Below are 26,151 nucleotides of genomic sequence, written 5' to 3' on the forward strand. Positions count from 1 at the left end.
CGATCACCCCGAACCGGGGGCCCCGCACCGGGGCCCCGGGCGGCCGGTCATAGCCCGCCGGTCATCTGCCGCCGGCCACCCGCAGGACGGCGCCCGTCGTGTACGAGGCGTCCGCGGACAGCAGCCAGGCGACGGCCCCGGCGATCTCGTCGGGCCGCCCGGCCCGGCCCAACGGGATCCCGGCGGCGGCCCGGGCGGGACGGTCGGGGTCGCCCATGGCCGCGTGCATGTCGGTCTCGATGATGCCCGGCGACACCGCGTTGACCCGGATCCCGTCCGGGCCCAGTTCCTTGGACAGGCCGATGGTGAGGGTGTCGACGGCGGCCTTGGTCGCCGCGTAGTGGACGTAGTCGCCGGGGCCGCCCAAGGTCGCCGCCGCCGAGGACACGTTCACGATGGCCCCGCCGCCGCTCTCCGCCATGTCCCGGGCGGCCCGGCGGCAGCAGAGCAGGTACCCGAGGAGGTTGACCTCCACCACGCGCCGCAGGTCCTGCGTCCGGGCGTCCACGAGACGACCCAACGGCCCGGTCACCCCGGCGTTGTTCACCAGGCCGGTGACCGAACCCAGTTCGGCACCCGCGATGTCGAAGAGCCGCTCCACGGCGCACTCCTCGGAGACGTCCCCGCGCACCGTCACGCACCGCGCCCCCACCGCTCGTACGCGCTCGGCCGTGGCCTGCGCCGCGGCCTCGTCGCGGGCGTACCCGAGCACCAGATCGTGGCCCTCGCCCGCGAGCCGTAGGCAGGTCGCCGCACCGATGCCGCGGCTGCCTCCGGTGACGACCGTGACGGGACGACGTGTCATGCGAACCTCCTGAGTGAACCGTGCGGAGCCACGAGCCCGGGCGCGCGGCGCAGGCTAACACCCGGATATCCGCTGGACCAGCGGGAATGGCGGCGTGGAGAGTGGTGCGGCGGGGCGGGCGGAGCACGATCCCGACGCGCTTGCACCGGGCCGCCCGCGCGCACCATCCCGACCCGCCTCGCCCCGCCCCGACCCGATCCGACCCGGAACCGAGGAGTCGTCCCATGTCCACGCTGCGCGTCACCGTCGAAGAGCTGACCGTCCACGACCATCCGAACGCCGATGCGCTGGAACTGGCCCAAGTGGGCCTCTACCGTGCCGTCGTCGCCAAGGGCGCCTACCGCACAGGTGACTTCGCGCTCTACATACCCGAACAGGCGGTGCTCCCGGCCGAGTTGATAGAAGAGCTGGGCTTGACCGGGCGGCTCGCCGGGAGCTCCGCCGACCGGGTCAAGGCGGTGCGGTTGCGCGGCGAACTCTCGCAGGGGCTGGTGTGCCGGCCCCGGGTGCTGGCCGGCGTGGACCTCCCGGCGGCCGCGAAGGAGGGCACCGACTTCGCCGAGCTGCTGGGCATCGTCAAATGGTCGCCGCCCGTCCCCACGACGATGGACGGCGACGTGGACGCGGCCCCCGACCTGCTCCCGTGGGTGGACATCGAGAACCTCCAGCGCTACCCGCAGCTCTTCGAGCCGGGCGAGACCGTGGTCCTGACCGAGAAACTCCACGGCACGGCCTGCCTGTTGACGTACGTCGTCGAGGGGGAGCGGGTCATCGTGTCCTCCAAGGGCTTCGGCTCGAAGGGGCTCGCGCTGAGGGAGGACGAGCGCAACCTGTACTGGCGTGCCGTACGCGGCCACGGCGTGCCGGAGGTCGCGGCCCGGCTGGCCGAACGGTTGGGTGCGAGCCGGGTCGGCGTCTTCGCGGAGGTCTACGGCACCGGCGTACAGGACCTGCCGTACGGGGCCCGGGGCAACGCCGCGGACGCGCCGCCCGGCTACGCCGTGTACGACGTGTCGGCGGAGATCGACGGGCAGGTGCGCTGGCTGGATCCGGCCCGGGTACTGGAGGAGGGTGAACTACCGCTGGTCCCACGGCTCTTCGAAGGCCCCTACGCCCCGGAGACCGTGCTCGCGTTTGCCTCCGGCCGGGAGACGGTCTCGGGCCGCGACCTGCACCTGCGCGAGGGAGTCGTCGTCCGCCCGGTCCCGGAGCGCTACAGCCCGGTGGTCGGCGGCCGAGCCATGGCGAAGGCGATCAGCCCCGCCTACCTGACCCGTAAGGGCGGCACGGAGTTCGAGTGAGCCGCGGCGGCGCGGTCACCCGCCGCCGCGACGCGGCGGGTGCGTCAGGTCGTTCCCGAGGGCGCCGGGCTCCTCTCGCCCGGGTCCGCGTGGAGGAAGTCGCGGGCGCCACGGATGCGGGTGCGCAGCAGGGCCTGGGTCGCGCGGCTGTCGAGGCGGACGTCGAGGGCCCCCGGCAGTGACGTGTCCGCCCGTCGACCAGCGGGCACCCGGGCCACGTCGAGCCCGTCACGCCGGGCAATGAGCACGCCGAGGTCGTGGCGACTCAGCGCGTCCGGCCCGGCGACGTGGAACGTGCCCGTCAGGTCGGACAGGGCGATCTCCCACAGGGCCCCGGCCAGGTCTTCGACGTGCACCGGACAACGGACGTCGTCGGTGAACAGGACCCCGTCGCGGGCGCCGGCCACCAGGGCGCGGACGGTCCGTTCGTGCTCCGAACGGCCGTGCCCGATGATCAGCGAGGTACGGACGACCGCGGCCTCCGGGGACAGCACCCGGACCGCCGTCTCGGCTGCGGCCTTCGCCGCCCCGTACGGGGTGAGGGGAGAGGGCCGGCAGGTTTCGTCGTAGTGGACGCGCGCGCCGGAGAACACGGCGTCGCTGGAGACGTGCAGCAGACGACACCCCGCGTCGGCGGCGGCGAGTGCCACGCGCACCGCGCCGTCGGCGGTGACCGCCCAATCGGCTTGACCGCTCGACGCGTTGATCGCGACGGACGGAGCGATGTCCGCGATGACCGAGGCGACCCGCGACGGGTCGCGCAGGTCGAGAGGGTGCCAGGCGACCCCCGCGGCCGTGCGGGGACGCGACGTGAAGGTCGCGGCCGTCTCGTGCCCGGCCCCGACGGCCTGGCGGACGAGTTCGGTGCCCAGAAAACCACTGCCGCCCAGGATCAGAACCGTCATGGGCCGACACGGTAGCCAACGCGAAACCCCGCCGGGGGGTGGTCGGTCGCATCCGATCCGCCGACGGCCGGCGCCCCGGCGCCGCGTCGCAAGTGGTTTCCGGAAGGCGGACCCCCGTAGCGGTCGGTTCCGGCCAACCTCCCGAGTCGGGCGGCCCGGCAGCACGGCGGGGTCCGGACGTGATCAGCGGCGGCGCCAAGGGGGTCGTCGCGGCGAGGTCGGCCAGATCCCGCTGCTCCGGCCGCCGGCCTGCGCTGTACTCACTCCTCCAGTTCCCGCGACCGCGCAGCCGCCCTTCCACGCCACCGTGGACCCGGGCTTTCCCCGCATGCCCGCGGCCGCCCGAACCGGGCTCCATCGCACGCCAGTTGAAGGAGATCGGGCATGTCCGAGCAGCAGGCCGCGCAAGCGAATTCCGCCGTACCACCCCAGCCGGTACCACCCGCCCCCGCACCCCCGGCGCCCGCCCCCGCACCCCCGGCGCCCGAGACCGCCGCGCCCGTCGCCCCCGCCCCGCCGGAGTTCACGTACACCTGGGGCCGGCACAGCGGCACCATGGAGGCGCTGTCGCTCGGGCAGATGGCCCGCCGCGTGCCGTCCGCCCTGCGACAGACCGCGCGGCTCGCGCTCGCCGTCAACCGCACCGCGTTCCACGTCCTCGTCGCCGCCCAGATCCTCGGCGGGATCTGTACGGCGGCGGCCCTCGCCGCGATCTCCCGGGCGATGGTCCCGCTCCTGACCGGCGCCGGCGTCCAGGAACGGATCTCGGCCGCCGCCTGGCCGCTGGTCGTCGCGGCCGCGATGACCGCGCTCGGCGCCCTGGCCTCCATCACCGCCGGCAGCGCCGCCCGCCGCCTCAACCCCGGCATGGCCACCCTCGCCGACCTCGCCATGGTCGACGCCCACATGGACGTCGAACTCGCCGCCTACGACGCCCCCGACTTCACCGAGCGCTCCGAGGCCGCCGAGACCGGATCCGCCCGCTCCGCCATGCTGCTCCAGGACGCGCTCGGCTTCACCGGGGGCCTGATCGACATGGTCGCCGTCGCGTCCGTCCTCGCCGTCGTCCATCCCGTGCTGTTGCCGCTGCTCCTGCTGTCCGTGGTGCCCCGCGGTCTCGGCTCGGTGCACGCCGCCCGGCTCGACTACCGCCTCCACAACCAGACCATCGCCTCCCGCAACATCAAGCACATGATGCGCTGGCACCTGACCACCCCGAAGCTCGCCGACGAGCTGCGCGGCAACGGCATGCGGCCGTACGCCCACCACTGGTACGCGGCCGTCTGCGAACGCATCGACTCCAGGATGGTCGCCTCCGCGCCCCGCTACCTCACGGTGTACCTGGTCGCCGCCGCCGCGTCCGGGGTGTTCGTCGTCGCCACGTACGGGGCCCTCGCCGGGCTCGTCGTCGGCGGGTACATGGCGATCGCGGCGGCCGGCACGGCGATCGTCGCCATGCGCACCTCCACCGCGGCGCTCTCCCAACTCGTCGTCTACGGGGCGGCCATGTTCCAGCACGCCCTCTACCTGGGCGACTACACCTCCTTCGTGAAGGAGGCCGCCGAGAAGTCCGGCCCGCGCGGACCGCGGGTCATGGCGAACGCCCCGGAGGAGATCCGGCTCGAAGAGGCCACCTACACCTATCCGGGCAAGGACAGGCCCGCACTCGGCCCGGTCAGCCTCACCCTGTCGCGCGGTGAGGTCGTCGCCGTCATCGGGGAGAACGGCGCCGGGAAGTCCACCCTGATCCGGCTGCTGACCTCGCTGACGGCGCCGACGTCCGGTCGGGTCGCCTGGGACGGCGTCCCGACCTCGGAGGCCGACCAGCGCACCGCCTGGCAGCACGTCGGTCTCGTCACCCAGTCGTACGGGCACTGGCCCTTCTCCGCCCGGGAGAACATCACGCTCGGCCGCCCCGACCCGCGCGGCGAGGAAGCCGTCTGGGACGCCCTGGACGCCGTCGGCATGCGCGCCCACGTCGAGGAGTTCCCCGACGGCCTCGACACCCTGCTGGCCCGCTCGCTGTGGGGCGGCCACGAACCCTCCGGCGGGCAGTGGCAACGCCTCGCCTGCGGCCGGGCGTTCCACCGCAGGCCCGGTCTGCTGGTCATGGACGAGCCGACCTCGGCGATGGACCCGCGCGGTGAGCACATGGTCTTCTCGGGCCTGCGCGACATGAAGGACGACCGGATCACCGTGATCGTCACCCACCGCATGGAGAACTGTCGGCTCGCCGACCGGATCGTCGTCCTGGACGCCGGTCGGATCGCGGAGCAGGGCACCTATGAGGAACTCGTACGCCGGGACGGCTCCTTCGCGGAGCTCGTACGCCTCTCCCAGGACCGGTAGCCGGCCGGGGTTCGGGGGGTCCTCGGGGCGGGCGAGCCCGCCCGTCCCGAGGTGCCCCGCCCGTACGGGTTCCCGTGCCGGGCCGCCGCTACGGCAGGATCGAGTCCACGTACCCACCGTCGACCCGCAGTGCGCCGCCCGTGGTGGCCGACGCGTACGGGGAGGCGAGGTAGACCACCATGTGGGCGATCTCCTCCGGCTCGATCAGGCGCTGGATCAGCGACTGCGGCCGGTGCAGGCGCATGAACGCGCGCTGGGCCTCCTCCCAGGGGAGGTCCCGGTCGACCAGCTCGTACACGAAGTCCTCGACGCCGCCGGTGTGCGTCGGGCCCGCGATGACGGAGTTGACGGTCACCCCCGTGCCGGCGGCCTCCTTGGCGAATCCGCGCGCCACGGCGAGCAGGGCCGTCTTGGACATCCCGTAGTGGATCATCTCGGCCGGGATGACCACGGCCGAGTCGCTGGCGATGTTCTGGACGCGCCCCCAACCCCGTTCGATCATGCCCGGCAGGTAGTGGCGGGTCATGCGGACGGCCGTCAGGACGTTCACGTCGAAGTAGCGCCGCCACTCCTCGTCAGGGATCTCCAGCGCGGGCCGCGCGCCGAAGATCCCGAGGTTGTTGACGAGGATGTCGACGTCCGGCGCCGCTTCGAAGACGGCCCGGGCCCCCTCCTCCGTCGAGATGTCACCCGGGGCGGCGACGAACTCCCCGCCCCGCTCGGCAAGGCGTGCCACCGCCTCGTCCACGGACTTCCGGCTGCGGCCGTTGACCGCCACCCGGGCGCCCGCGCCGGCCAGTCCGGACGCGATGGCCGCGCCGATTCCCTGCGTCGATCCGGTGACCAGTGCGGTCCTGCCGGAGAGGTCGATGAGCACGCCTGTACCTGCCTTGCCTTGCCTGCGGTGGTGCGCGATCGCGCGCGCGGTGGGGCCTGCCGGTGTGCGGTTTTCGGTGCCGCACTCCCGTACCGACTTCCCCGCAGTGCCGGATTCATCACCTCTGCGACGATCCGTCCGGGGGGTAACGCGTGCGCGCTCCCGCTCAGGCGGGCGGCCGCAAGCCCGTCAGGAGGACGTCCAGGGCCAGGTCCGTCGCCTCGGACAGCGGGGTGTCGTCCAGGAGGGCGGCGACGGCGAGCGTCGCCAGCCCGTGCACGGTCGAGAACGCGACCTGGGCGAGCCGGACGGGATCTCCGGTACGGACCGCTCCCGTCCGCTGCCCCTCCTCCAGGAGCCGGGCGACGATCAGCAGGCTCTCCCGGCCCAGCTCCCGGAGTTCCGCACTGGAGCCGTCGGCGTGCTTGACGGTGAACATCAGGTCCAGCAGCGCCGTGTGCCCGACGGCGAAGTCCACGTAGGCGCGGCCCAGTTCGGCCATGCGCGCACCGATCGGGCGGGGTGTGCCGGAGTCGGCGGCCGAGTTCATCCGCGCGTTGAGGGTGGTGAAACCGCTGACGGCGAGCGCGTCCATGAGGGCCTGGCGGTCGCGGAAGTGCCGGGAGGGCGCCGCATGGCTCACGCCGAGGTCGCGGGCCAGACCGCGCAGGCTGAGGCCCTCCGCTCCGGACTCGGTGAGGACGACCTCCGCCCGCTCCAGCAGGGCGGCCCTGAGGTTGCCGTGGTGGTACGACCCGTCGACGGCCAAGACGGTCTCCTCTCCCGGTGGGGTGTGCGCCCCGATGAGCCAATGTTGTCATTGACTACAATGGTGGCGATGCCTACATTGATTATGGCGCACCTCTTCCACGCACCGGAACCGGAGAAACCGACATGTCGATGACCTACAGGGGAACGGTGGCCCTCGTCACCGGGGCGAGCGCGGGACTCGGTGTCGAGTTCGCGCGCCAATGGGCGGAGCGCGGCGCGGACCTGGTACTGGTCGCCCGGCGCCTGGACCGGCTGGAAGAACTCGCGCGGGACCTGGAGAAGCGTTACGGCATCCGGGCCACGCCCATCGCCGCGGACCTGGCCCTGCCCGGCGCGGGCGCTGCCCTGCACGCGGAGCTCGAAGGCCGCGGCATCCGGGTCCACACGCTGATAAACAACGCCGGCTTCGGCAGTCACGGCGCCCTCCTGGAACAGGACCCGGCGCAGGTCGACCGCATGATCCAACTGAACGTCGCCGCGGTGGCCGGCCTGACCCGCGCCTTCCTGCCCGATCTGGTCGCCGACGGCCGGGGCGCCCTGATCACCCTCGCCAGCGTCGCGGCCTACCAGCCGACCCCGGCGATGGCGGTCTACGGAGCGACGAAGGCGTTCGTGCTCAGCTTCACCGAAGCCGTCGCGTACGAGACCCGCCGGTCCCCCCTGCGCGTCCTCGCCGTGTCCCCGGGGCCGACGAGCACCGAGTTCTTCGACGTCGTCGGCAGCCGGGACGCCATGGTGGGCAAGGTCGCCACGGCCGAGCAGGTCGTCACCACCGCCCGCCGCGCCCTGGAGCGCGGCACGACCCCGCCGAGCGTGGTCGCGGGCCTCGGCAACCGGCTGTCCGCCCTGGCCTCCGGGCTCGCGCCCCGCCGCCTCGCCCTGACGGTCGCGGGACGCGCCCTGAAGGCCTGAGCCGGGGAAACCGGCCGAAGGGCTGCCGGTCCGGGCCCAGGGGCCCGGTCCCGCCCGCGTGGGGAGCGGCCCGAGCGCTTCCGGCACACCGACCCGGAGATCGTGGGAGACCATGGAAGGGTGCCGGAAAAGCCTGCCGGCCGCGACGATCCGGCGGCCGGGCGACCACTGGAGACGGCCCTGGACGCCGTGGTCCGCGCCACGCGCGCGTCCACCGGCATGCTCTACCTGGCCGAACCCACCGGACGGGTCCTCCACCTCGCCCTGACCTGCGGAGTCGCCCGCGACTTCGCGGCCCCCTGGTCACGGGTATGGCTCGACGACCGGATCCCCGTCGCCGACGCGGCCCGCGACGGGCGCCTCGTATGGCTCGGCGGACGCGAGGAAACGGCCCGCCGCTACCCCCGCCTCGCCCTCGTCCTGCCGTACGCCTTCACCCTCGCGGCGGCCCCGATCCCGACGGCGCCGATCCCGACGGCGCCGATCCGGTCCGGGCCGCTCCCGGTCGCCCAGACGCCGGGACAGGCCGCACCCGAGCCGGGCCCGCCGGAGCCGGGCCCGCCCGAGCCGCCACCGACCGTGGAGGCGCCCGCCCCGGCCGGCCTGGTGCTGCTGTGGCCCGGTTCGCACCCGCCCCTCCTCGCCCCCGCCGAGCGGGACGCCATCGACGCCGGTTGCCGGAGCATCGCGCGGGTACTGCGGGAGGCCGCCGAAGCCGGGCGTCCGATCACCGCCGCCGCCCAGCCCGTGATCATGAAGCCGCCGCCCCCGCCCACCCCCGGGCCCGTGGAGGCGGCGGCCGGACTGGCCTTCGTACGCCGCCTCCCCGGCGGCAGCTGCGCCCTCGACCTCAACGGGAAGATCACCTTCCTCACCACCGAGGCCGCCGCCCTGCTCGGCGCTCCGGCTGCCGACCTCATCGGAGCCCTGCCCTGGGAGGCGCTGCCCTGGATGGACACCCCGGTGATCGAGGACCACTACCGGGCCGCCGTCATCAGCCGCATGCCCCGTACCTTCCTCGCCGTACGCCCACCCGGCCGGACCCTGCGCTTCGAGCTGTACCCGGACGGCTCGGGCATCAGCGTCCGCATCACCGCCGCCGACGCCGAGGGGGCGCACGCCCCGGACGCCGCCGCCGACGGGGGACCGCACCTGCCGAGCCGCGCCACGGCCCTCTACCAATTGATGCACCTGGCCGCCACCCTCACCGAGGCGGCGCACGCCCAGGACGTCGTCGACCAAGCCGCCGACCAGCTCGTTCCCGCCCTCGGAGCCGAGGCCATGGCGCTGCTCGTCGTCGACGAGCAGCGGCTGCGCATCGTCGGCCACCGCGGCTACACCGCCGAACTGATGGCTCGCTTCGACGGCGAACCCATGGCCTCCGGTAGGGCGACCACCCGCGTCCTGCACACCGGCAGCGCCCTCTTCTACGCCACCCCCGACGAACTGCTGGCCGCGTACCCGGCCGCGCCCATCGAGGACGGCATGTCCGCCTGGGCCTTCCTCCCGCTGATCGCCTCGGGCCGCCCCGTGGGCTCGCTCGTCCTCGCCTACCAGCACCCGCACCCCTTCGTCCCGGGGGAACGCGCCGTCCTCACCGCGCTCGCCGGCCTGATCGCCCAAGCCCTGGACCGGGCGCGGCTCTACGACTCCACGCGCCGGCTCGCCCGCAGCCTGCAGACCAACCTGCTGCCGCACACCCTGCCCCGCGTCCCCGGGTTGGACGTGGCCGCCCGCTACCTGCCCGCCGCCCACGGCCTCGACGTCGGCGGGGACTTCTACGACCTGATCCGCATCGACGGCACCACCGTGGCCGCCACCATCGGGGACGTCCAGGGGCACAACGTGAACGCCGCCGCGCTGATGGGACAGGTCCGCACCGCCGTCCACGCGACCGCCGGGGCGCCCCCCGGGGAGGTCCTCGCCCGCACCAACCGGCTCCTCACCGACCTCGACCCCGGACTGTTCACGAGCTGCCTGTACGTCCAGATCGACCTCGCCCGCCACACGGCCTGCCTCGCCACCGCCGGCCACCCGCCGCCGCTCCTCCAACACCCCACCGGGCCCGCCCGGACCCTGGACCTGCGCCCGGGCCTCCTCCTCGGCATCGATCCCGACGCGGTCTACGACAGCACCGAGATCCCGTTCCCGCCCGGCACGCTCCTGGCGCTCTACACGGACGGCCTGGTCGAAACCCCGGGACGCGACCTCGACGTCTGCGTCCGCGAAGCCGCGGCCCATCTCACCCAGGATCACTCGGTCGGCGCGCTGGCCGAAGCGCTCGTCGCCCACGCCCAACACACGGCCCCGCGCACCGACGACATCGCCCTGCTGCTGCTCCGGCGCGCGGAAACGGCGCCGGCGACGGGGGCGGGGGCGGGGACGGGGAAGGAGGCGGACGCGGGGTAGGCGGGCGGCGTACGTACGGTTGCCCGCCACCCCCGTGCAGCCCGTCGCGACGGCCGACGTGGTCACGGCCCTCGCCGAGGTCACCACGGCCCCGCCGCTGAACGGTGTCCTCGACGTCGCCGGCCCCGACGTCTTCGCCCTCGACGAACTCGGCCGCCTCACCCTCGCGGCCCGACAGGACGACCGTACGGTCGTCACCGACGCGCAGGCAGGCACGTTCGCCGTCGTCGAGGGCGACGTGCTCACCGCCGGTCCCCACGCCCGCCCGGCCCCGACCCGCTACGAGGACTGGCTGCGCACGGGCTGAAACGCCGAAATGCCGGCGACGCCGCAACGCCGACCGGGTCGGCGCTGCGGCAAGGTGACCGGTCGCGGTGCCCCGGCCCCGGGCCCCCGGTGTCAGCCCAGGGGCAGGACCAGGTGGGCGGGGTCGCCCCCGCCGGAGGTGATCGTGGTGGTGCTGCCGTCGACGCCGGCGTCGGAGTAGAGGGGGTCCTTGCCGGTGATGACGAGCATGAGTCGGTGGTCCGCCGCCACGTCGTAGCCCGCGGCCTGGAGCCGCCAGGAGACGTCCCGCTCCTGGTCGGCCGTCAGGTCCAGCAGGCTGAGTGGTTCGTGCGTGATGATGCGGGCGGTGTCGTCGGGGGCGAGGTCGAAGAGGAGGGCGACCAAGGTCGCGGAACCGGCCGAGCTGCGGACGGTCAGGGAGAGTTCGGGAACGCCGCGGATCCGACGGGCGGATTCGAGGGGCGCGCTGGTCCAGGCGGCGAGGTGGCGACGGTCGAACTTGCCGGTGGGGTACGTCTTCGGGTTGCCCTTCCACTCGGCCTGACCGGTGGTGATGGGGGCGTCGACCGCCACGGCCTCGGTGAGCTGTCCCGCGGCGAACTCCCGCTGCCAGCCGCTCTCCGGCTCCGGGCCGAGTCCGCCGTCGCGACCGCCCGGGGCGGCGGCGGTCAGGTACCAGCGTTCGGTCGAGAGGGTGACATCCGCCCAGGAAGGCTTCGTCTCGCGGACGGCGGGCTCGGTGATCACGTCCTTGCCGGTCTCCGGGTCGGCCCGGGTGCCGTACGTGAACATGATCTGGGTGCTGACCGCGGACCAGTCGGGTACCCCGTTGTCCGCTCCCAGCAGGTGGTGGTCGAGCCAGGCGAACGCCTCCTCGACGGGTACGTTCGGGCCGCTGAACGGGGCGGTCAGACCGGCGCCCTCGGGGGCGGCGTGGTCGCCGATCCACAGGTTCAGCCGCTTGGGCACGGTCAGGCGGTCGAAGTGCTCGATGACCTGGTTGGCGGGGAAGAGCGTCTCGTGCCAGGTGTTGGAGAAGAACGTGGGGACGCCGCGCGCGTTGGTCGCCCCGACGTACGTCGCCGGGGCCCGCTCCGTGCCCCATGCGGCCACTTCGTCGAGGTGGTGCCCGTTGTCGAAGTCCGCGAGGATCTGCTGCGTCGCCGCGTCGAACTTGCGCTCCACCGGGCCGCCGGTGAAGCCGACCAGGGCCTTCACCGCTGCCAGGTGCCGGGTGTCGTTCTGGTAGAGGCTGCTCGCGAGGTTGCCCCAGGTGCTGAGCGCGACGACCGCCCCGACGCGTCCGGCCGGGTCGTGCGCCGCGACGAGCTGACTGATGCCGGAGCCGTACGACTCGCCGAGGAACGCGATCGTGCTCGGTTCGAAGTACCGCTCGGCGTAGTCGATGACGCTGGACCCGTCCGCCCAGTCCGCCGGGCCGGCGACGTCGATCGTGCCTTCGGAGGTGAACGGACCGTCGACGTAGCCGCCGCCCGGAAGGGCCACCGTCGTGCCGATGCCGCGCGGGGTGTAGGCCAGCACGTGGTAGCCGCGGAGCGCCAGTTGGAGATGTGCGTACTCGAACAGGGCCCAGCCCAAGGGGGTCCAGCCCGCGGGCACGATCACCACGGGCCGGGGCTCCGTGGTGTGGAGCTTGATGGTGTGGGCGGAGAGCCGCACTCCGTCCAGGGCGGACGTGATCCGGGGGAAACCGATGGTCGCCCTTTGCCGCACCCGTTCGGTCAGTTGCTGGAGGTCGGGAGGCAACAGGGCTGTCCGGGCGGAGCCGTTGAGCGTGGCGACCAGCGCCTCGGCCAGGTTGGCGGCGGCCGGGTTGAGCGCGGTGGGGGAGGCGTAGACGCCGTCCTGGACGACGCGGTGCACGTGTGCTGCGGTAACCGCGCTGAGCGCGCCGTCCTCCTGCGGATGGCTCACGAAAACGTCCTCTCGTCGTGCCGGGCCGGCGCCGGGGTGGTCCGGCGGTGTGGTGGCTCGGCGGTGTGGTGGTCCGGCGATCCGGTGGTCCGCATCGTTCCAGCGCGGAAGGGTGCTCCGGCAGCACTTAACTGGACATACCCGATGGTTCCGGAATCAACTGGTTATCACCCTGACGGGTGGTTTGGGTTCGATGCGATACCGCTTCTCGCAGAAGGTGGTCAGCTATGTGAACTCGTGGGTCGGGGTCGGTCGAAAGCACCCAAAAGCGACAGGCTTGGAATCACCGGTGATCGGTGATCGATGAGCGGTGGTCGGCGCTCGGCGCCCCGGTCGGCGCCCCGGTCGGCGTTCGGCCGGTTCTCGGCGGGTTCGCGGCTCGGGCGGGTGGTGTTCGTCGAACACCTCTTGCCCTCCTGCCCGTTGGCAGCGGAACCGGGTGGTCGGGATCATCTGGGAGAGCGCCCTGCCACCTGCGGCGACCCCGAGCGGCGCCGCCGCCTGTTGCGGGAGAGTGCCGCCGCGAGCTTCGTGCTGCTGGAGAACCGGGCCGGCGGGTGGCCGCTCGACGCCGCCGCGCTCGGCAGCCTGGCAGTGGTCGGGGTGCACGCGGCCTCCTGGCCGGGCGCAGCGCCGGCGACCTCCCGCTGCGGGCGGGGCTCGACGCCTGACCCCGGACGGCTACAGTGCGGCCATGGACACAGGGGGGTCGCAGGGGAGCGGGAACCGGGACGGCCCCCACGCTGGAGGACGTGGCCCGCGCGGCGGGCGTCTCCCGGGCGACGGTGTCCCGCGTGGTCAACGGCGTCCGCAACGTCGACCCGGGCATCCGGGAGGCGGTCCGACGGGCCGTCACCGAAACGGGGTACGTCCCGAACCGGGCGACCCGCTCACTCGTCACGCGACGCTCGGGCGCGGTCGCCCCGGTGGTCTCCGAGTCGGGCACGGACGCCGCGACGGACGCGGACGCGCAACTGGACATGGAGGCGGACCCGGACGGCGCGGCCGAGGACGCGGCGCCCGGGTTCTTCCAGGATCCGTTCTTCGGACGGGTGGTCACCGGAGTGGTACGCGCCCTGCGGCCGGGCGGGGTGTACCCGGTACTGATGTTCGCCGACTCGGCGCGGGACCGCGCGCAGGTCGTGTCGTACCTGGGGGAGGGCGGCGCGGACGGCGGGGGCGAGCGGGCGATGCGCCGCCTGCTGGCCGGACGGCCCGACCTGGACGGGGTGTTCGCGGCGAGCGACCTGATGGCCCGGGGCGCCTGCCTGGTGCTGCGCGAGCACGGGCGGCGGGTCCCGCAGGACGTGGCCCTGGTCGGCTTCGACGATTCGAGCGCGGCCGCGGCGGGCCGGCCGCGGCTGACGACGGTGCGCCAGCCGGTGGAGGACATGGCGGCGGAAATGGTTCGTCTGCTCCTCGACCGCGTCACGGGTGACGGCCCCCGGAACCGACCGGAGTCCTCTTCACCCCGACCCTGGTGATCCGCGCCTCCACCTGACCCGAGCGCCCCCACCCCTGCGCCCCTCGCCGCATCCCCGACGGCCCGCACCGCGGCCGACCTCGTACGGATGCGCCGGCCGCGCGGGCGGGGCCGTTCCGCCGGTGCCGGGTCCCGGGGTGCCCGTCGCGCCGCTTCGTCGCGTGCGCGCCCGGCCGCGACGTGTCAACCCCGGGCCCGGTGCGTTCCGCCGCGGACTTCCAGGGCGGTCTGCCAGCCCGGCTGTTCGGCCGGGGGTTCCGGAAGGGCGCGGCGGCCGCCCGCCGCGAAGAACGCCGACAGCGGGAGCGTCGCCGCGCCCACCGTGACCGCGTCCGGGCCCAGGGAACCCAGGTCGATCGAGACCCGTGCGGCGGGGTGCCGCAGCGAGTAGCGCGTGGCGTGTTCCCGGACCGCCGGCAGGATGTGCGGGCCCAGCAGCAGGCCGGCCCAGCCACCGATCAGGATCCGCTCCGGCCGGAACAGGTTGATCACGTCCGACAGGCCGGCGCCGAGGTACTCCGCCGTCTCCTCCAACACGGCCAGGGCGAGCGCGTCCCCCGCGACCGCAGCGTCGAGCAGCGCCGACAGCGCCTCTTCCTCGTCGGCCTCGTCGGCCTCGTCCACCTCGCCGAAGCGGCCGGTCCCGGTCACCGTGGTCCCGTCGGCACCGCCGTCCCGAGCTGCCCCACCGCCCCCGCCGATCCCACCGACCCCGACCACCCCGCCGCCGCGTTCCGTCCAGCGGGCCAGGACCGATTCCGCCCCGGCGTACGCCTCCAGGCAGCCCCGCGCCCCGCAGCGGCAGCGTCGGCCGCCCACCGACACCGTCAGGTGGCCCCACTCCAGGGCTGTGCCCGAGCCGTCCGTGATCAGGCTCGCGCCGACGCCCGACCCGAAGAGGACCACGACGGCCTCCCGCGCGCCCCGACCCGCCCCGAACCACATCTCCGCCTGGCCGAGCGTCCGCGCACCGTTGTCGATGAGGTACGGGACCTCCTCCGGCACGGCCTTCGTCGCGCGGAGCAGCGCCTCCAAGGGCACCGCGTCCCAGCCGATGGTCTGGCCGTGGACCACCGTCCCACCGGGTGCCTCGCGGTCGACGATCCCGGGGACGCCGACGCCGACGCCCAGCAGTCGCTCGGTGCCCACCCCGGCCTCGGCGAGGACGGTGGCGATGCCGGTCCTTACGTGGTCCACGATCGGGCCGACGTCGTAACATCCGCGCGGCAGCAACGGCAGCTCCGTGCGCGCGAGTTCGGTGAGGGTGAGGTCGAACAGCTCGACCCGGACCCGGGTTTCGCCGACGTCCACCCCGATCATGTGCGCGCTGCCGGGGGCCACCCGCAACAGGGTGCGCGGCCGGCCGCCGTCGGAATCGACGATCCCGGCCTCCTCCAGCAGCCCGTCCGCGACGAGTTCACCGACGACGTTGCTGACCGATCCGGAACTCAGCCCGGTCGCGGGCCCCAGTTCCTGCCGGCTCATCGGCCCGCCGAAGTACAACCGCTGCAACACGGCGCTGCGGTTGCCGCGCCGCAGGTCCCGCACCGTACGTCCGCTACGCCCCGTGGTCATCTGGCCCCTTCCGCCGTGACATGGTTCGCAACATACCTCTGCGCGACCCCTTGACGCGACCGCTCCCCGAGGCTTAACTCACGACTTAAATAAAAGCCTGGACGCAACAGGTGCCGGCGGGGTGCCGGGCGGACGACACCCGAGCCCCGCTCACCGGCCCCCCACGACCCTGCCGAAGCAGGCCGATCCGTCACGCAAAGTCCGCCCCCGAGGCCGCCGACCTGATCTCCCTCCACAACCACCAGTCCAGCTTCCTCACCTGGAACTTCGGCACCGGCTCGGCCATGTCCGTCCTCCTGCTGCTCTTCCTGCTGCTGGGCACCGCCGTGTACCCGCTGGTCACTTCGCGCGGCCGGAGGAAATCCGATGCCTGGAGCCCACCCGCCGGCAGCAGCGATCCAGCCCGCCCCCGCCCCCGCCTCCGCACCGGCCGCGACCCGCCCAACTTCGAATGGGCCTACGGCTACGACGAGCGCTTCGGCCTGGTCCACGTCGACTGCCCGACCCAGCGGCGCACCGTGAAGTCCAGCGGCCGCCGCTGCGCGGAGCGGCCCACCGGGCCCTGTGACCCCCGTGCTTCCGCGCCGCGCCGCGCCGCGCCGCGCCGCGCCCGCCCCGCCTGCCGGGGCGGGTACGGCCTTTCGTGGTGGGATGCGGAAGGGACCCCCACACCGGTAAGCGGAGAGGCGAGGCGCATGTCCGACCACGGCCAGGACACCATGCGGGCGATGACGTACGAGACGTACGGCGGCACGGAGGTGCTCACCGAGACCCGGCTGCCGGTCCCCAAGGTCGGCCCCGGCGAGGTCCTCGTCCGGGTCCGCTGCGCGTCGGTCAACCCGGTCGACTGGAAGATCATGTCAGGCGGCCTCGACGCCCTGATGGACGTCGTCCACCCCGTCGTCCCCGGCTGGGACGTCGCCGGCACCGTCGAGCGCGTCGGCATCGACACCCCCGAGTTCGCGGCGGGCGACGAGGTCATGGCCTACGCCCGCAAGGACTGGGTGCACGGCGGTACCTTCGCCGAGTTCGTCACCGTGCCCGTACGCGCCCTCGCGTCGAAGCCCACCTCCCTGACCTGGCAGCAGGCCGCGGGCCTGCCGCTGGCCGGGCTCACCGCCTTCCAACTGCTGACCCGCCTCGGCACTCGCGAGGGCGACACCGTCCTCATCCACGGAGCCGCCGGCGGCGTCGGCTCCCTCGGCGTGCAGATCGCCCGCGCGCTCGGCGCCCGCGTCATCGGCACCGCCTCCCCCCGCAACCACGACCGACTGCGCGAGCTGGGCTGCGAGCCCGTCGCGTACGGGGACGGCCTCGCCGACCGGGTCCGCGGCCTCGCCCCCGACGGGGTCGACGTCGTCGCGGACTTCGTCGGCGGCGTCCTCGACGTCACCCGCGTCGTCCTCGCCGACGACGGCCGGCACGCCTCCATCGCCGACCAGACGGTCGTCGGCGCCGGCGGCCAGTGGATGTGGGTGCGCCCAGTCGGCTCCGACCTCGCCGCCCTCGGCCGGCTCGCCGACGAGGGCCGCCTCACGGTCACCGTCGCCCAGACCTTCCCGCTCTCCGAACTCGCGGCCGCCTTCGCCCTCAGCCAGGACGGCCACACCGCCGGGAAGATCGTCATCGAAGTCTGAGCCCCGTCGCCCACCCGCGGCTGCCGCCCCACCAACCGCCCCACGCACCGTCCCGACGCACGACCGCGCGCCGCCCGGCAGGGATCGGGCGACGCGCAGGGTGGGCGGGGCGGCGGTCAGGCGTGGACGCCGAAGTGGAACAGCGAGTACCCGTAGCCCGAGCCGCGTTCGGTCAGCTCCAGCCGCACCCAGCGCTTCCCGTACGCGGACCCCCACACCAACCGCGCGTGACGCAGCCGCCGCACCGAGCCCAGGTCCACCTGGAGCCACTGCGGATCGGCCCGGGTGCCGGCCCACCGGGTGTCCGTACGGCGGTCCGTGGCCAACTGCGGGGTGCAGGGCAGCCGCCCCACCCGTCGTTCTGATGGGTCGAGGCGGTCGTCGGCCGGCCGCGGGCCCCGTCCGGGCCCGCCGCCGGCGGCGGCACCACCCGAACCGACCGCTGCTCGACGCCCACGTTGCCCCGCCCGTCCGTCACCCTGACGTACGGCTTCCACACCCCGGTCCGCGCCGGAGCCGTGGCCTTCGGCGTGCCGCCGCCGAGGTGGGTGGACGGTACGGAGACCAGCCCGCCGCCACCGTCCACGTGCGTGCCGCCCCACGGCACCTCGTACGCGAGCGGGTCGCCCTCGGAGTCCGTCGCCGCGGCCTGTCGAATGGCCCGGAAAACGCGGGGCGGCCGCCGGGCCGCCCCGCGCCTTCCGGGGGGCGGGGGGAGGGGATGGGGGTCAGGGGTGGTGCGGGTGGATCAGGGGAACGACACCACCGTGGACGGGACGGTCGAGGTGCCGGAGGTGGGGGCGCCGACGCCGTTGATGACGTGCTCGTACTGGCCGTTGCCGCCGAGCGAGACCACCAGAAGGTCGTGGAAGCGCACGCCCGGCTTCACCGGTGCCTGGAAACCGTGGTCCTGACGGATAGTCGGGTCCACGTTGTAGTAGCAGTAGCTGCCCAGGCCCCACCCCTCGTGGGTGTTCACCGAGTCGGCCACCTTGTAGCCGGCGTAGCCCTTGGTGGCGCCGTTCTGGACGGCGGCCTGGTTGGGTGCGTCGTACGCCTTCTCGTTCTGGAAGAAGATCGTGCGGCCGCGTTCGCCGTTCCACTCCACGTCGTACTTGTTGAAGTGCTCGACGAACAGCCCCGTGGCCAGGACGTCGTCACCGTTGACGCGGAAGCCGTAGTCGGAGCGGTTGGTCTCCCAGCCCACCCCGTCCCCGTGGTCGGCCCGCCAGATCCAGGTGTGGTCGACGATGGTGTCGTGGCTGTTGACCGCCATGCCCAAGGTGGCCTTGCCCGCGCCGGCCCCGCCGACCCGGATGAAGACGTCCTGCACGGTCGTCGGGTTCGCGGCGTGGTCGGCGGCGGAGCCGGCCGGGCCGACCTCCAGCAACGTCGGGGAGTTGACCGGACCCGCGTCGATGAGGAAGCCGGCGAGCCGCACCCCGTCCACGTCGGCGACCCTCATCGCGGTCACCCCGTTGTCCGGGATGATCGTGGCCAGGCCGAGACCGAGGACCACGGTGTCCGGACGGTTCACCTGGATGGTCCGGTCGACGTGGTAGACGCCGGGTGTGAACAGCAGGTGCAGGCCCTGGGCCAGCGCCTGGTTGATCGTCGCCGCGCTCGCGCCCGGCTTGACCACGTAGAACCGGTTCAGCGGGACCGAGGTGCCCTGCGGCGCCCCGTTGCCCCACGAGGTGCCGCGGGCGTTGGTCCGCTTGGCGGGGACGAAGACCTTGTACTCGTTGCCGTCCAGGTACAGGAACGGCTTCTCCCGGGAGACCGGGGTGGTGTCGAGGGTGGTGTACGGCGGGTTCGGGTACGACTGCGCCGGCGCCCCCTGGGTCCCCGAGAACACCTGGTTCCACACCGCGTTGGACCAGCCGCCGATGGAGCTGTCGCGGGTGTACCACTGCTGCTGCGAGTAGTTGCCGACCTGCCCGTCGATCTTCGAGTCGGCGATGTAGCCGCCGGAGGCCCAACCGTAGCCGTTCGGGGCCAGGTTGAGGCCGCCCTTCACGTGCATGCGGCGGAAGGGCGCGGCCTGCGACACGGCCCAGCGGTTGGTGCCGTTCACCGGGTTGAGCGCGAGGTTCTCGGCCGAACGCCAGAAGTTCTGGGTGGCGTTGCCGCCGAACCAACCCGCGTCGACGGTGACGTCCCCGTTGATGGTGGTGTCGTCGGGGCTCAGGCCGAGGCCCGAGATGGAGGTGTAGAAGCCGATCTGCGCGTTGAGCCCGTTGTAGGTACCCGGCTTGAAGAGGAACTGGTAGCGGCCGGAGCCGAACTGGGCGGACTCCTGCTGGGCGAAGACCTGGTCCAGCCTGCCCTGGATGTTCGGCGTCGACGGGTCGAAGACGATCACGTTGGGGCCGAGGTCGCCGCCGCCGGGTATGACCGGTCCGGTGCCGTCGGTGCCGTAGACCTGGAACTCCCAGAGGGAGTAGCCGTACCCGGTGGTGCGCTCCGTGCCGTGCACGCGCACGTACCGGGCCGTTCCGGTGATGTCGTGGGTGACCGTTCCGCCGACGCCGGCGGAGGTCGAGTACGCGGTGGACCAGGTGCTGCCGTCGTTGGACAGCTCGACCCGGTAGGCCTTGGCGGCGGCGGTCTCCCAGCGCAGCACCACCTGGCCGATTTGGGCGGGTGCGCCGAGGTCGACCTGTATCCACTGCGGGTCGGCGAACTGACTGGACCAGCGGGTGCCGTTGTCGCCGTCCACGGCCGCGCCGGCCGGGGTGCCGGCGTTCTCGACCGAGGAGGCGGTGGCGGGCTTGCCCTGGGAGAGGAGCGTGGGCGCCGCGGTGGCGGCGGTGCCGGGGAGCAGCACGAGGAGGGCCGCGACCAGGGCGGCGGCGAGGGCCGCGACCGTCAGTCGGGGCGGATGATCGGAGAGGCGTGGCATGGGGGCACTCCTGACGTCGTGGATCCGGGGGGATCGAAGCGTGAGTGAACTGCCCGACAGGGAGGCCGTCAAGGGGTTCAGCGTTCATGAACCGAAGACCCATCGGCATGTCAATTGGCCTGCAGGCCTGTGAACTTGGGGTTTCTTCAATCCTTGTGAAAAGTGTTGACGAAAAATCCCGGCAAGGCTCTACTGAGGCTCCTGACCGCTCCGTTCCGCCGCGCCCGCGACGGCGGGACGGGGCTTCGGGCAGGCTTCGGCCGCGTTCGTCCCGGGTTCGTCCCCGGTTCGTGCCGGCGTCGGTCCGGCCCGGTCCGGACCCGGTCCGGACCCGGTCCGGTTTCGGGAAGTGTTCGTACGGAGGAGGCGGACGGCGTCATGCGTTCGCTACTCGTCGCCATCCGCCGAGCCCGTCAGGTGAGATCCGGCACCTCGCCGCCGGCGACCAGGGCGACCTCGACACCGGGCAGGCCGGCCGCCCACGCGACCGTCAGCGCTTCCCGGCGGCCCGCGTCGCCCGCCCCGACCCCCAGCCCCAGCCCCACCGCGTAGCGGGCCCGCGTCGCGGCCCGCTCGAAGGGGCGCGGCCACGCGTGTACGTCGGCCACCCCGGCCCCCTCCAACGCGCCGAGCAGGGCGCGCACCCGGCCCCGGGCCCGGCCCAGGTTCTCCTCGAACTCCCGCGGCCCGTCGCCCCGTACGGTCACCACGGCCCACGCCGCGTGTCGACGGTGCAGCGGCGGGCCGGACAGCAGCCGCTCGAAGCCGCCCGGGTCCGCGTCGAGGACCTCCCACGCCCGGTACAGCTCCCGCACGAGCAGGTCCCGCATCCCGGCCCCCACCTGGGCGGTGCAGCTGCGCACCGGTTCCGACGGGGTCAGCACGGTGACCGGCGCGGGCCCCTCACCGCACCGGCCGTCGGGATCCGGCACGGGGCCGCTTTCGCCCCCGGCGGCAGCACCGCCTGGCGCTACGGCGTAGGCGCGTCCGGGCCCCGCCCGCGCGGGCAGCGGACCGGACGCCCCGGAGGGCCGCAGCGCCACCGGCTCGTTCCAGTCCCAGGCGGCCCACGTCGCGAAGAACTCCCGCAGCAGCGCCGCCGGTTCCAGGTCGCGGGCCGTACGTACGGTCCTGGCGGCCAGCACCGCCCAGGCCAGCCCCGGCAGCCCGCCGAAGGGCGCCGAGTCCAGGCCGCGGACCCGTGCCCAGGACTTCACCTCCAGCGCCAGTCCGGAGAACGCGGCCCGCCGCGTGCCCACGGACTCCCGTACGGCGTCCGCGTCGCTCAGCGCGCTGAGCGCCACCGCGGCCGCCCCGCCGAGCTCCGCCCGCCGCGCGACGGCCGTGTCGGGGTCCGTCCCGCCGGTGGCGACCACCACCAGGTCCACGTCCCGCTGCCCGAGGCGCAACCGCAGCCCCGGCACCCGCGCACCGGTGACCTCCCGCAACCGCTCGGCCTCCGGCAACGCGGCCGCGACCCGCTCCCGCAGCCCGGCGGTGCCGGGGGCGCCCGGCACCGTCGCCACCAGGTCCAGGTCCGCCCACGGCGGCGCGCACGCCATCCGCCGCGACCCGGCGACCCGCACCACCGCCCCCTCGCCGAGCGCCGCGGTCACCCGTACCACGATCGCCGCCACGGACCACGGCCGTTCTCCCCGGGGCGGCCGCTTCGGCAACCGCGGCGCGGCCGGCTCCCGCGACGTGGCCGGCTCGGGCAACGGCGCGGCCCGGTCCGGCGACGGCGCGGCCCGATCCGGCGACGGCATGTCCCCATCCGGCCACGACGCCGTGTCCCGATCCGGCGAGGGCCTGTCCCGGTCCGGCGACGGCGTGTCCCGATCCGGCGGCGAGCCCGCCCGCCCCGACCGTGCCCCGGCCCGCTCCGGCCGCGCCCCGGTCCGCAGGTCCGTCCGGTACGCGGCCAGGGGCGACGGCTCGGGCAGCGGGCAGACCTCGCCCGTGCCGAGTTCCACGGTCGCCCGTACCACCATCGGCCCGTCGCCGCGCCGCGACAGCACCGCGAGCCGCCCGACCGTCGCACCGCGTCCGCCGGTCAGGCGCGCCTCGAACTCCCGCTCCGCCCGCCGCGGATCACGGCTGCGGCCCAGCGTCAGGTGGGGGGTCCAGTCGGAGCCCCGGGCCCGTCCCGCGCATCCCGGGAAGCGTTCCACCAGCGCCCGCCGCAGCTCCTGCCACGGGGCCCCGCCGGCCGCCGCCGGGTCCAGCCACAGGGTGGCGTCCTCCCGGTACCCGAAGGAGTGCACGCCCTCCAGCCGGGCGGTGAACGGCTCCGTCGCGGCCGCCACCTGCGACAGCAGCGGCAGCGCCGCGTCGAAGGAGGACTCCGGCACGAAGCCGAAGAGCAGGTTCACGTGCGCGGGCCACCTCCCGTACGCCGGATCGTGCCGCCGCCGCAGCTCCGCCACCGCGGGATCCTCCGGCGGCAACCAGGCCACCGCGGTCCGGGCCGTCGCCGTCACGTCGAGCCGCTCGCCCGCGCCCGCGGCGGGGTACTCCAGGGTGGCCTCCACCCCGTAGTGGTCCGAGATGAACAGTCCCTCCGCCGCCGGCGCGTCACCGCGCAGGGCCGCCGCCGGTACCCGCGCGGCCGACGACCGCAACAGGATCCGGTCCAGCCGACCCGGCCGGCCCGTCAGGGAACCCACCGCGGCCAAGGGGTTGCCCACCGGATCGAAGGTCGGGGTGTCGTCGTCCGCGCCGTGCACCTCGCTCCACGCGTCCCGCAGGCCCAGCGTCGTCGCCGGACCCGCCCCGGACCGGCCGTCGTTGAAGTCTCCGAGCAGCGCCAGGTCCGCGTCGAGGCCGGCCGTTCCCTCGGCGATCCGGGCCAGTTCCTCCGCGCGCCGGCCGGCGCCGTTCTCGGTGTGGTCACTGGTCAGGTGGGTCGCGGCGACGACGAGCGGCCCGGCCGCGGTGTCGACCGTGACGGCGGCGACCCCCTTGTGCCGCCGCAGCATGTGCAGCCCGGCCTCGCGCACCGGAAGCCGACTCAGCAGGAGCAGCCCGCACCCGGACACGTCGCCGCCGTACGGATCGGTGCCCAGGACGTACCCGTCCCGGACCCAGGGCGCGGCCAACACCAGTTTCAGCAGGGCGGGTTCGACCTCCTGGAGGGCTATCACATCGGCGTCGGCCGCCGCCAGGTCGGCCAGCAGCAGCGGCCTGCGCAGCGCGGTGGAGATGAGGGGGGCGTCGTAGCGGTCCCACAGGGTGTTCCAGGTCAGCAGCCGGACCCGCCGCGGGGCGGCATCGACGGGGCTCGACCGCACCGGCCGCCAGGCACCCCCGTCCGCCGGGTCCCAGGCGTGCGGGGTCCGGGCGCCGAAGAAGGGGGCCTCCAGCAGGCGCCGTTCGCGCACCCGCCCGGCCGGACTCGTGTCGATCAGGTCCACGCCGCCGGCCCGGTCCCACACCAGCTCGCCGTCCGCCTCGACGAACAGGACCCGGTGCCAGGGGATGTCACCCCCCGGCACGAACGACGGCAACGGCACCCGCTTCGGCGCGGCCCCGCGCTGGTGCAGCCCGAGCGTGAACCGCGCCGGATCGAACCGCGGGTCCCAGCGGACCTGGTGGTAGAGCTGCTCACTGGTCCGCATCAGACGTACTCTCCCGTGTCGTTGCCCGCCGGGACCGTGCCGGCGCCGCCGCTTCCCGAGGCCGTGACCCCGCTCCCGTACGGTCCGTCCCCCGGGCCGCCCAATCCGCCCGCCGTGTCCTCGACGGTGCCGCCCGCGCCGACGTACCAGGTCCGGTGCGCCTGACCCGGATAGGGCGGGCTGTACCGGCGCACCTGCCCGACCAGAACGGCATCCGGTACGGGATGCGCCCGTACGCCGTTGCGGCGCCGCAACTCGGCCTCCCCGACGAGCACCACCGCGTGCGTGACCAGCGCGTCCCGCCGCCGCGCGACGGCGCCCGCCAGGCCGCGCTGTTGCTCGGTCAGCGAAGTGGCGTCCCACACCACCGTCCCGCCGGCGGCCAAGGCCCGGTCCAACCGGTCCAGACCCTCGCGCAGCACCTCGGCGTTGGCCCGCTGGTCGGCGCGCGCACCCCGCTCGGCGCGCAGATCGTCCAGGCCGACGTACGCGGACACCCCCGGCAGGCCCCGGGCGAAGGTGCTCTTGCCACTGCCCGACGGCCCGCACAGCTGCACCAACCGCGGCCCGGACGCCGCGTCCCGCCAGCGCCAGGTCGCCGCCACCGCCTCCGCCGCGGTGGAGATCCCGCCCCGCCCGAAGGCCTCCCGGGCTTCGGCCCAGCAGCGGTCCGCCGCGTCCCCGTCAAGGCCCCCCAGGGCTCGGCGCAGACCGGTCCGGAGGTCGCCCAAGGGGTCCGCGCCGAGCAACCCGGCCTCCTCGGCGTGCAGCGCGGACCACTGCGCGCAGTCCCGCCCCGCCGCCCCGTCCGCACCGCCGGGCACCGAGAGCGCCAGCGCGTGCAACACCCCGAGGTCGGCGGCCGTCGCCATGCGCACCAACCCGGCCCGCCGTCGCTCGTCCGGGAACGGCTGCCGCACCGCCGGGTACAGCCCCACCAGGTCCGCGACCCGGCGCGCCCCGGCCATGCCGAGCGGCCCCGCGGCCAGCCGCGCAGCGAGGGCCCCGCGCGGTTCCCGGTGCAGTACGGCGGCCAACACCCCCGTCAGCCGGGTCTCCCCGGTCCGTCCGGCCCCGTCGAGCCGCGTCGCCACCTCGGCGGCGGCCTCCCGGGCCCCGGGCGCGGGCTCCGGTCCTTCGCCCAGGGCGGCCAGCAGGCCCGGTACGTCCGGCTCGGACCCCGAAGCGGCCGCCCACAGCGGAGCCGCCGGGCCGAGTCCGTTCGGCACCACGGGCGCGTACATCCAGTGGGTGTCGGTGCGCACGTGGCCGCCGCGCACCCACTTGGCCACGTACCGTCCGAAGTCCTCGCGTTCGAAACCCGCGACGGTACGGACGACCCAGCCCTCCTGGCGGGTGGTGTCGACGCGGAGCCTGCGCAGGGCGCGTTCGTCGTGGACGCCGCGCCACAGGACGCGCGGGGTGGGGACGCCGAGCCGGCGCAGGAAGCGTACGGTCCGGTCCCAGTCCAGGCAGCGGTCGCCGTCCCACACCGAGAACCCGTAGAACCAGCTGTCGAGGTCCTCGTAGGCCAGCGAGTGACGGGCGTACACGTTCTCCCCGCACACCCGCCAACCGGCCGGGATCCCGGCGCCGACGCGGCTCTGGAGGCCCTTGACCCAGGCCCGCGAGGGGTGGTGCGCCGAGTCGAGGGAGCGGGCGTGCAGGCCGTCCGGGTACAGGGTGGTGTTCTCCCCGTCGAGCTTCTCGGTGACCACCACCTCGCGCCCGGCGAGCGCGGCGGTCCCGCGGGCCCGTACGTCGTCCGAGGTCGCACCGGGGGACCAGGGCAGGTGCGCCGTACGGGGGTAGTGGGTGCGCATGTTGGGCTCCTGCTCGACGACGTCCTGCGGTCACTCTAGGTATCCGGATCGGGTGAATCCACCCGAATAACCGCCCCCGGGGTGCCTACGGGGGTCGACTCCCTCGCGACTCGCACCCGGGGCGGCGACCGGGACGGCGACCGGGACAGCGACCGGGAGGACCACCGGGACGGCCACCGCCAGTCGGCCGCCCGCCGGGAACAGCAGCCGGGTCGGGACGGGCCCCGTACCCCCGCTCCGGCGCCCGGGGGGAAGCGCACCTCGCTCGGGATCGGAGTCGCCCGCAGATCCGCCGCGTACGCCCCCTCCGGCAGCTCCGCGGCGGCCGCCGCGAGCAGCGGACCGGCGGCTCCGGACCACCGCGCCACGGGGCGGGGCCGCGGCCAGGGATGCCCGGCGCCGCGCGGGGTCGTGGCGCACCTGACCGGCGAAGTCCGGTCCGGCCACCGCCCGTCGGGCCGGCCGGAGGTACTCCAGCAGCAGCCCATCCACCGCCGACGGTGATCAGCGCGTTCCGCGCCGCGGGCGGGGGAAGCGGAGGCCTCGACCGGCGCGGAGT

16 protein-coding genes and 3 pseudogenes are annotated in these 26,151 nt (G+C 74.4%); 9 read left to right on the forward strand and 10 right to left on the reverse strand.

Features of this window, described 5'->3' with window-relative positions; translation table 11 throughout:
* Positions 1-61: 61 nt before the first annotated feature.
* A complete protein-coding gene (locus ACZ4XJ_RS12990) occupies positions 62-805 on the reverse strand; it encodes an SDR family NAD(P)-dependent oxidoreductase (protein ID WP_468496193.1) in 744 nt (247 codons plus the stop codon).
* A gap of 224 nt (positions 806-1,029) precedes the next feature.
* Between ACZ4XJ_RS12990 and ACZ4XJ_RS12995 the strand changes: the two genes are divergently transcribed.
* Positions 1,030-2,106, forward strand: a complete 1,077-nt coding sequence (locus ACZ4XJ_RS12995; RefSeq protein ID WP_468496194.1) for an RNA ligase (ATP) — start codon at positions 1,030-1,032, stop codon at positions 2,104-2,106.
* A 44-nt stretch (positions 2,107-2,150) separates the two neighbouring features.
* Here ACZ4XJ_RS12995 and ACZ4XJ_RS13000 read toward each other — a convergent pair whose 3' ends face one another.
* Entirely contained in the window at positions 2,151-3,011 is an 861-nt protein-coding gene (locus ACZ4XJ_RS13000) for an SDR family oxidoreductase (RefSeq protein WP_468496195.1), read from the reverse strand.
* A gap of 384 nt (positions 3,012-3,395) precedes the next feature.
* Here ACZ4XJ_RS13000 and ACZ4XJ_RS13005 point away from each other — a divergent pair, with 384 nt between their 5' ends.
* Complete coding sequence (locus ACZ4XJ_RS13005) at positions 3,396-5,360, forward strand: ATP-binding cassette domain-containing protein (protein ID WP_468496196.1); 1,965 nt, start codon at positions 3,396-3,398, stop codon at positions 5,358-5,360.
* Positions 5,361-5,448: 88 nt separating this feature from the next.
* Here ACZ4XJ_RS13005 and ACZ4XJ_RS13010 read toward each other — a convergent pair whose 3' ends face one another.
* Positions 5,449-6,237, reverse strand: coding sequence for an SDR family NAD(P)-dependent oxidoreductase (locus tag ACZ4XJ_RS13010; protein ID WP_468496197.1), 789 nt, complete (start codon positions 6,235-6,237; stop codon positions 5,449-5,451).
* A 166-nt stretch (positions 6,238-6,403) separates the two neighbouring features.
* Positions 6,404-7,006 (reverse strand): TetR/AcrR family transcriptional regulator, encoded by a 603-nt coding sequence (locus ACZ4XJ_RS13015; RefSeq protein WP_468496198.1) that lies wholly within the window; start codon positions 7,004-7,006, stop codon positions 6,404-6,406.
* Between the two features lie 125 nt (positions 7,007-7,131).
* On the opposite strand from ACZ4XJ_RS13015, the gene ACZ4XJ_RS13020 reads away from it, so the two are divergent.
* From ACZ4XJ_RS13020 to ACZ4XJ_RS13030, 3 genes and pseudogenes are all read left to right on the forward strand, one after another.
* Positions 7,132-7,920, forward strand: coding sequence for an SDR family NAD(P)-dependent oxidoreductase (locus ACZ4XJ_RS13020; RefSeq protein ID WP_362879072.1), 789 nt, complete (start codon positions 7,132-7,134; stop codon positions 7,918-7,920).
* 120 nt (positions 7,921-8,040) lie between these two features.
* Positions 8,041-10,329, forward strand: coding sequence for a PP2C family protein-serine/threonine phosphatase (locus ACZ4XJ_RS13025; RefSeq protein WP_468496199.1), 2,289 nt, complete (start codon positions 8,041-8,043; stop codon positions 10,327-10,329).
* Positions 10,330-10,342: 13 nt separating this feature from the next.
* Positions 10,343-10,636: pseudogene (locus ACZ4XJ_RS13030) on the forward strand (LysR family transcriptional regulator); the annotation flags it as partial.
* 92 nt (positions 10,637-10,728) lie between these two features.
* Here ACZ4XJ_RS13030 and ACZ4XJ_RS13035 read toward each other — a convergent pair.
* Complete coding sequence (locus tag ACZ4XJ_RS13035) at positions 10,729-12,552, reverse strand: CocE/NonD family hydrolase C-terminal non-catalytic domain-containing protein (protein WP_362879074.1); 1,824 nt, start codon at positions 12,550-12,552, stop codon at positions 10,729-10,731.
* Between the two features lie 686 nt (positions 12,553-13,238).
* Here ACZ4XJ_RS13035 and ACZ4XJ_RS13040 point away from each other — a divergent pair.
* Positions 13,239-14,053 (forward strand): annotated as a pseudogene (locus tag ACZ4XJ_RS13040) (LacI family DNA-binding transcriptional regulator).
* A gap of 165 nt (positions 14,054-14,218) precedes the next feature.
* Here the strand turns inward: ACZ4XJ_RS13040 and ACZ4XJ_RS13045 are convergent.
* Positions 14,219-15,610, reverse strand: a complete 1,392-nt coding sequence (locus ACZ4XJ_RS13045) for an ROK family transcriptional regulator (RefSeq protein ID WP_468496200.1) — start codon at positions 15,608-15,610, stop codon at positions 14,219-14,221.
* A gap of 284 nt (positions 15,611-15,894) precedes the next feature.
* Between ACZ4XJ_RS13045 and ACZ4XJ_RS13050 the strand changes: the two are divergent.
* Both ACZ4XJ_RS13050 and ACZ4XJ_RS13055 read left to right on the forward strand, forming a co-directional pair.
* Positions 15,895-16,134 (forward strand): annotated as a pseudogene (locus ACZ4XJ_RS13050) (family 1 glycosylhydrolase); the annotation flags it as partial.
* Between the two features lie 195 nt (positions 16,135-16,329).
* The gene (locus ACZ4XJ_RS13055) at positions 16,330-17,247 is read left to right on the forward strand and encodes an NADP-dependent oxidoreductase (protein ID WP_468496279.1); all 918 of its coding nucleotides are present in this window, start codon (positions 16,330-16,332) and stop codon (positions 17,245-17,247) included.
* Between the two features lie 116 nt (positions 17,248-17,363).
* Here ACZ4XJ_RS13055 and ACZ4XJ_RS13060 read toward each other — a convergent pair whose 3' ends face one another.
* From ACZ4XJ_RS13060 to ACZ4XJ_RS13075, 4 genes are all read right to left on the reverse strand, one after another.
* The gene (locus ACZ4XJ_RS13060) at positions 17,364-17,600 is read right to left on the reverse strand and encodes a discoidin domain-containing protein (RefSeq protein ID WP_468496201.1); all 237 of its coding nucleotides are present in this window, start codon (positions 17,598-17,600) and stop codon (positions 17,364-17,366) included.
* 395 nt (positions 17,601-17,995) lie between these two features.
* On the reverse strand, positions 17,996-20,152 hold the full coding sequence (locus tag ACZ4XJ_RS13065; protein WP_362879082.1) for a discoidin domain-containing protein: 2,157 nt from the start codon (positions 20,150-20,152) through the stop codon (positions 17,996-17,998).
* 413 nt (positions 20,153-20,565) lie between these two features.
* Positions 20,566-23,769 (reverse strand): poly(A) polymerase, encoded by a 3,204-nt coding sequence (locus tag ACZ4XJ_RS13070; RefSeq protein ID WP_468496202.1) that lies wholly within the window; start codon positions 23,767-23,769, stop codon positions 20,566-20,568.
* On the reverse strand, positions 23,769-25,592 hold the full coding sequence (locus ACZ4XJ_RS13075) for an RNA ligase family protein (protein WP_468496203.1): 1,824 nt from the start codon (positions 25,590-25,592) through the stop codon (positions 23,769-23,771). Before ACZ4XJ_RS13075 ends, ACZ4XJ_RS13070 begins: the two co-directional genes overlap by 1 nt.
* Before the next feature lie 81 nt (positions 25,593-25,673).
* Here ACZ4XJ_RS13075 and ACZ4XJ_RS13080 point away from each other — a divergent pair, with 81 nt between their 5' ends.
* A complete protein-coding gene (locus tag ACZ4XJ_RS13080) occupies positions 25,674-26,096 on the forward strand; it encodes a hypothetical protein (protein ID WP_468496204.1) in 423 nt (140 codons plus the stop codon).
* Positions 26,097-26,151: the final 55 nt, after the last annotated feature.

Source organism: Streptomyces sp. NPDC029836 (assembly GCF_055574495.1).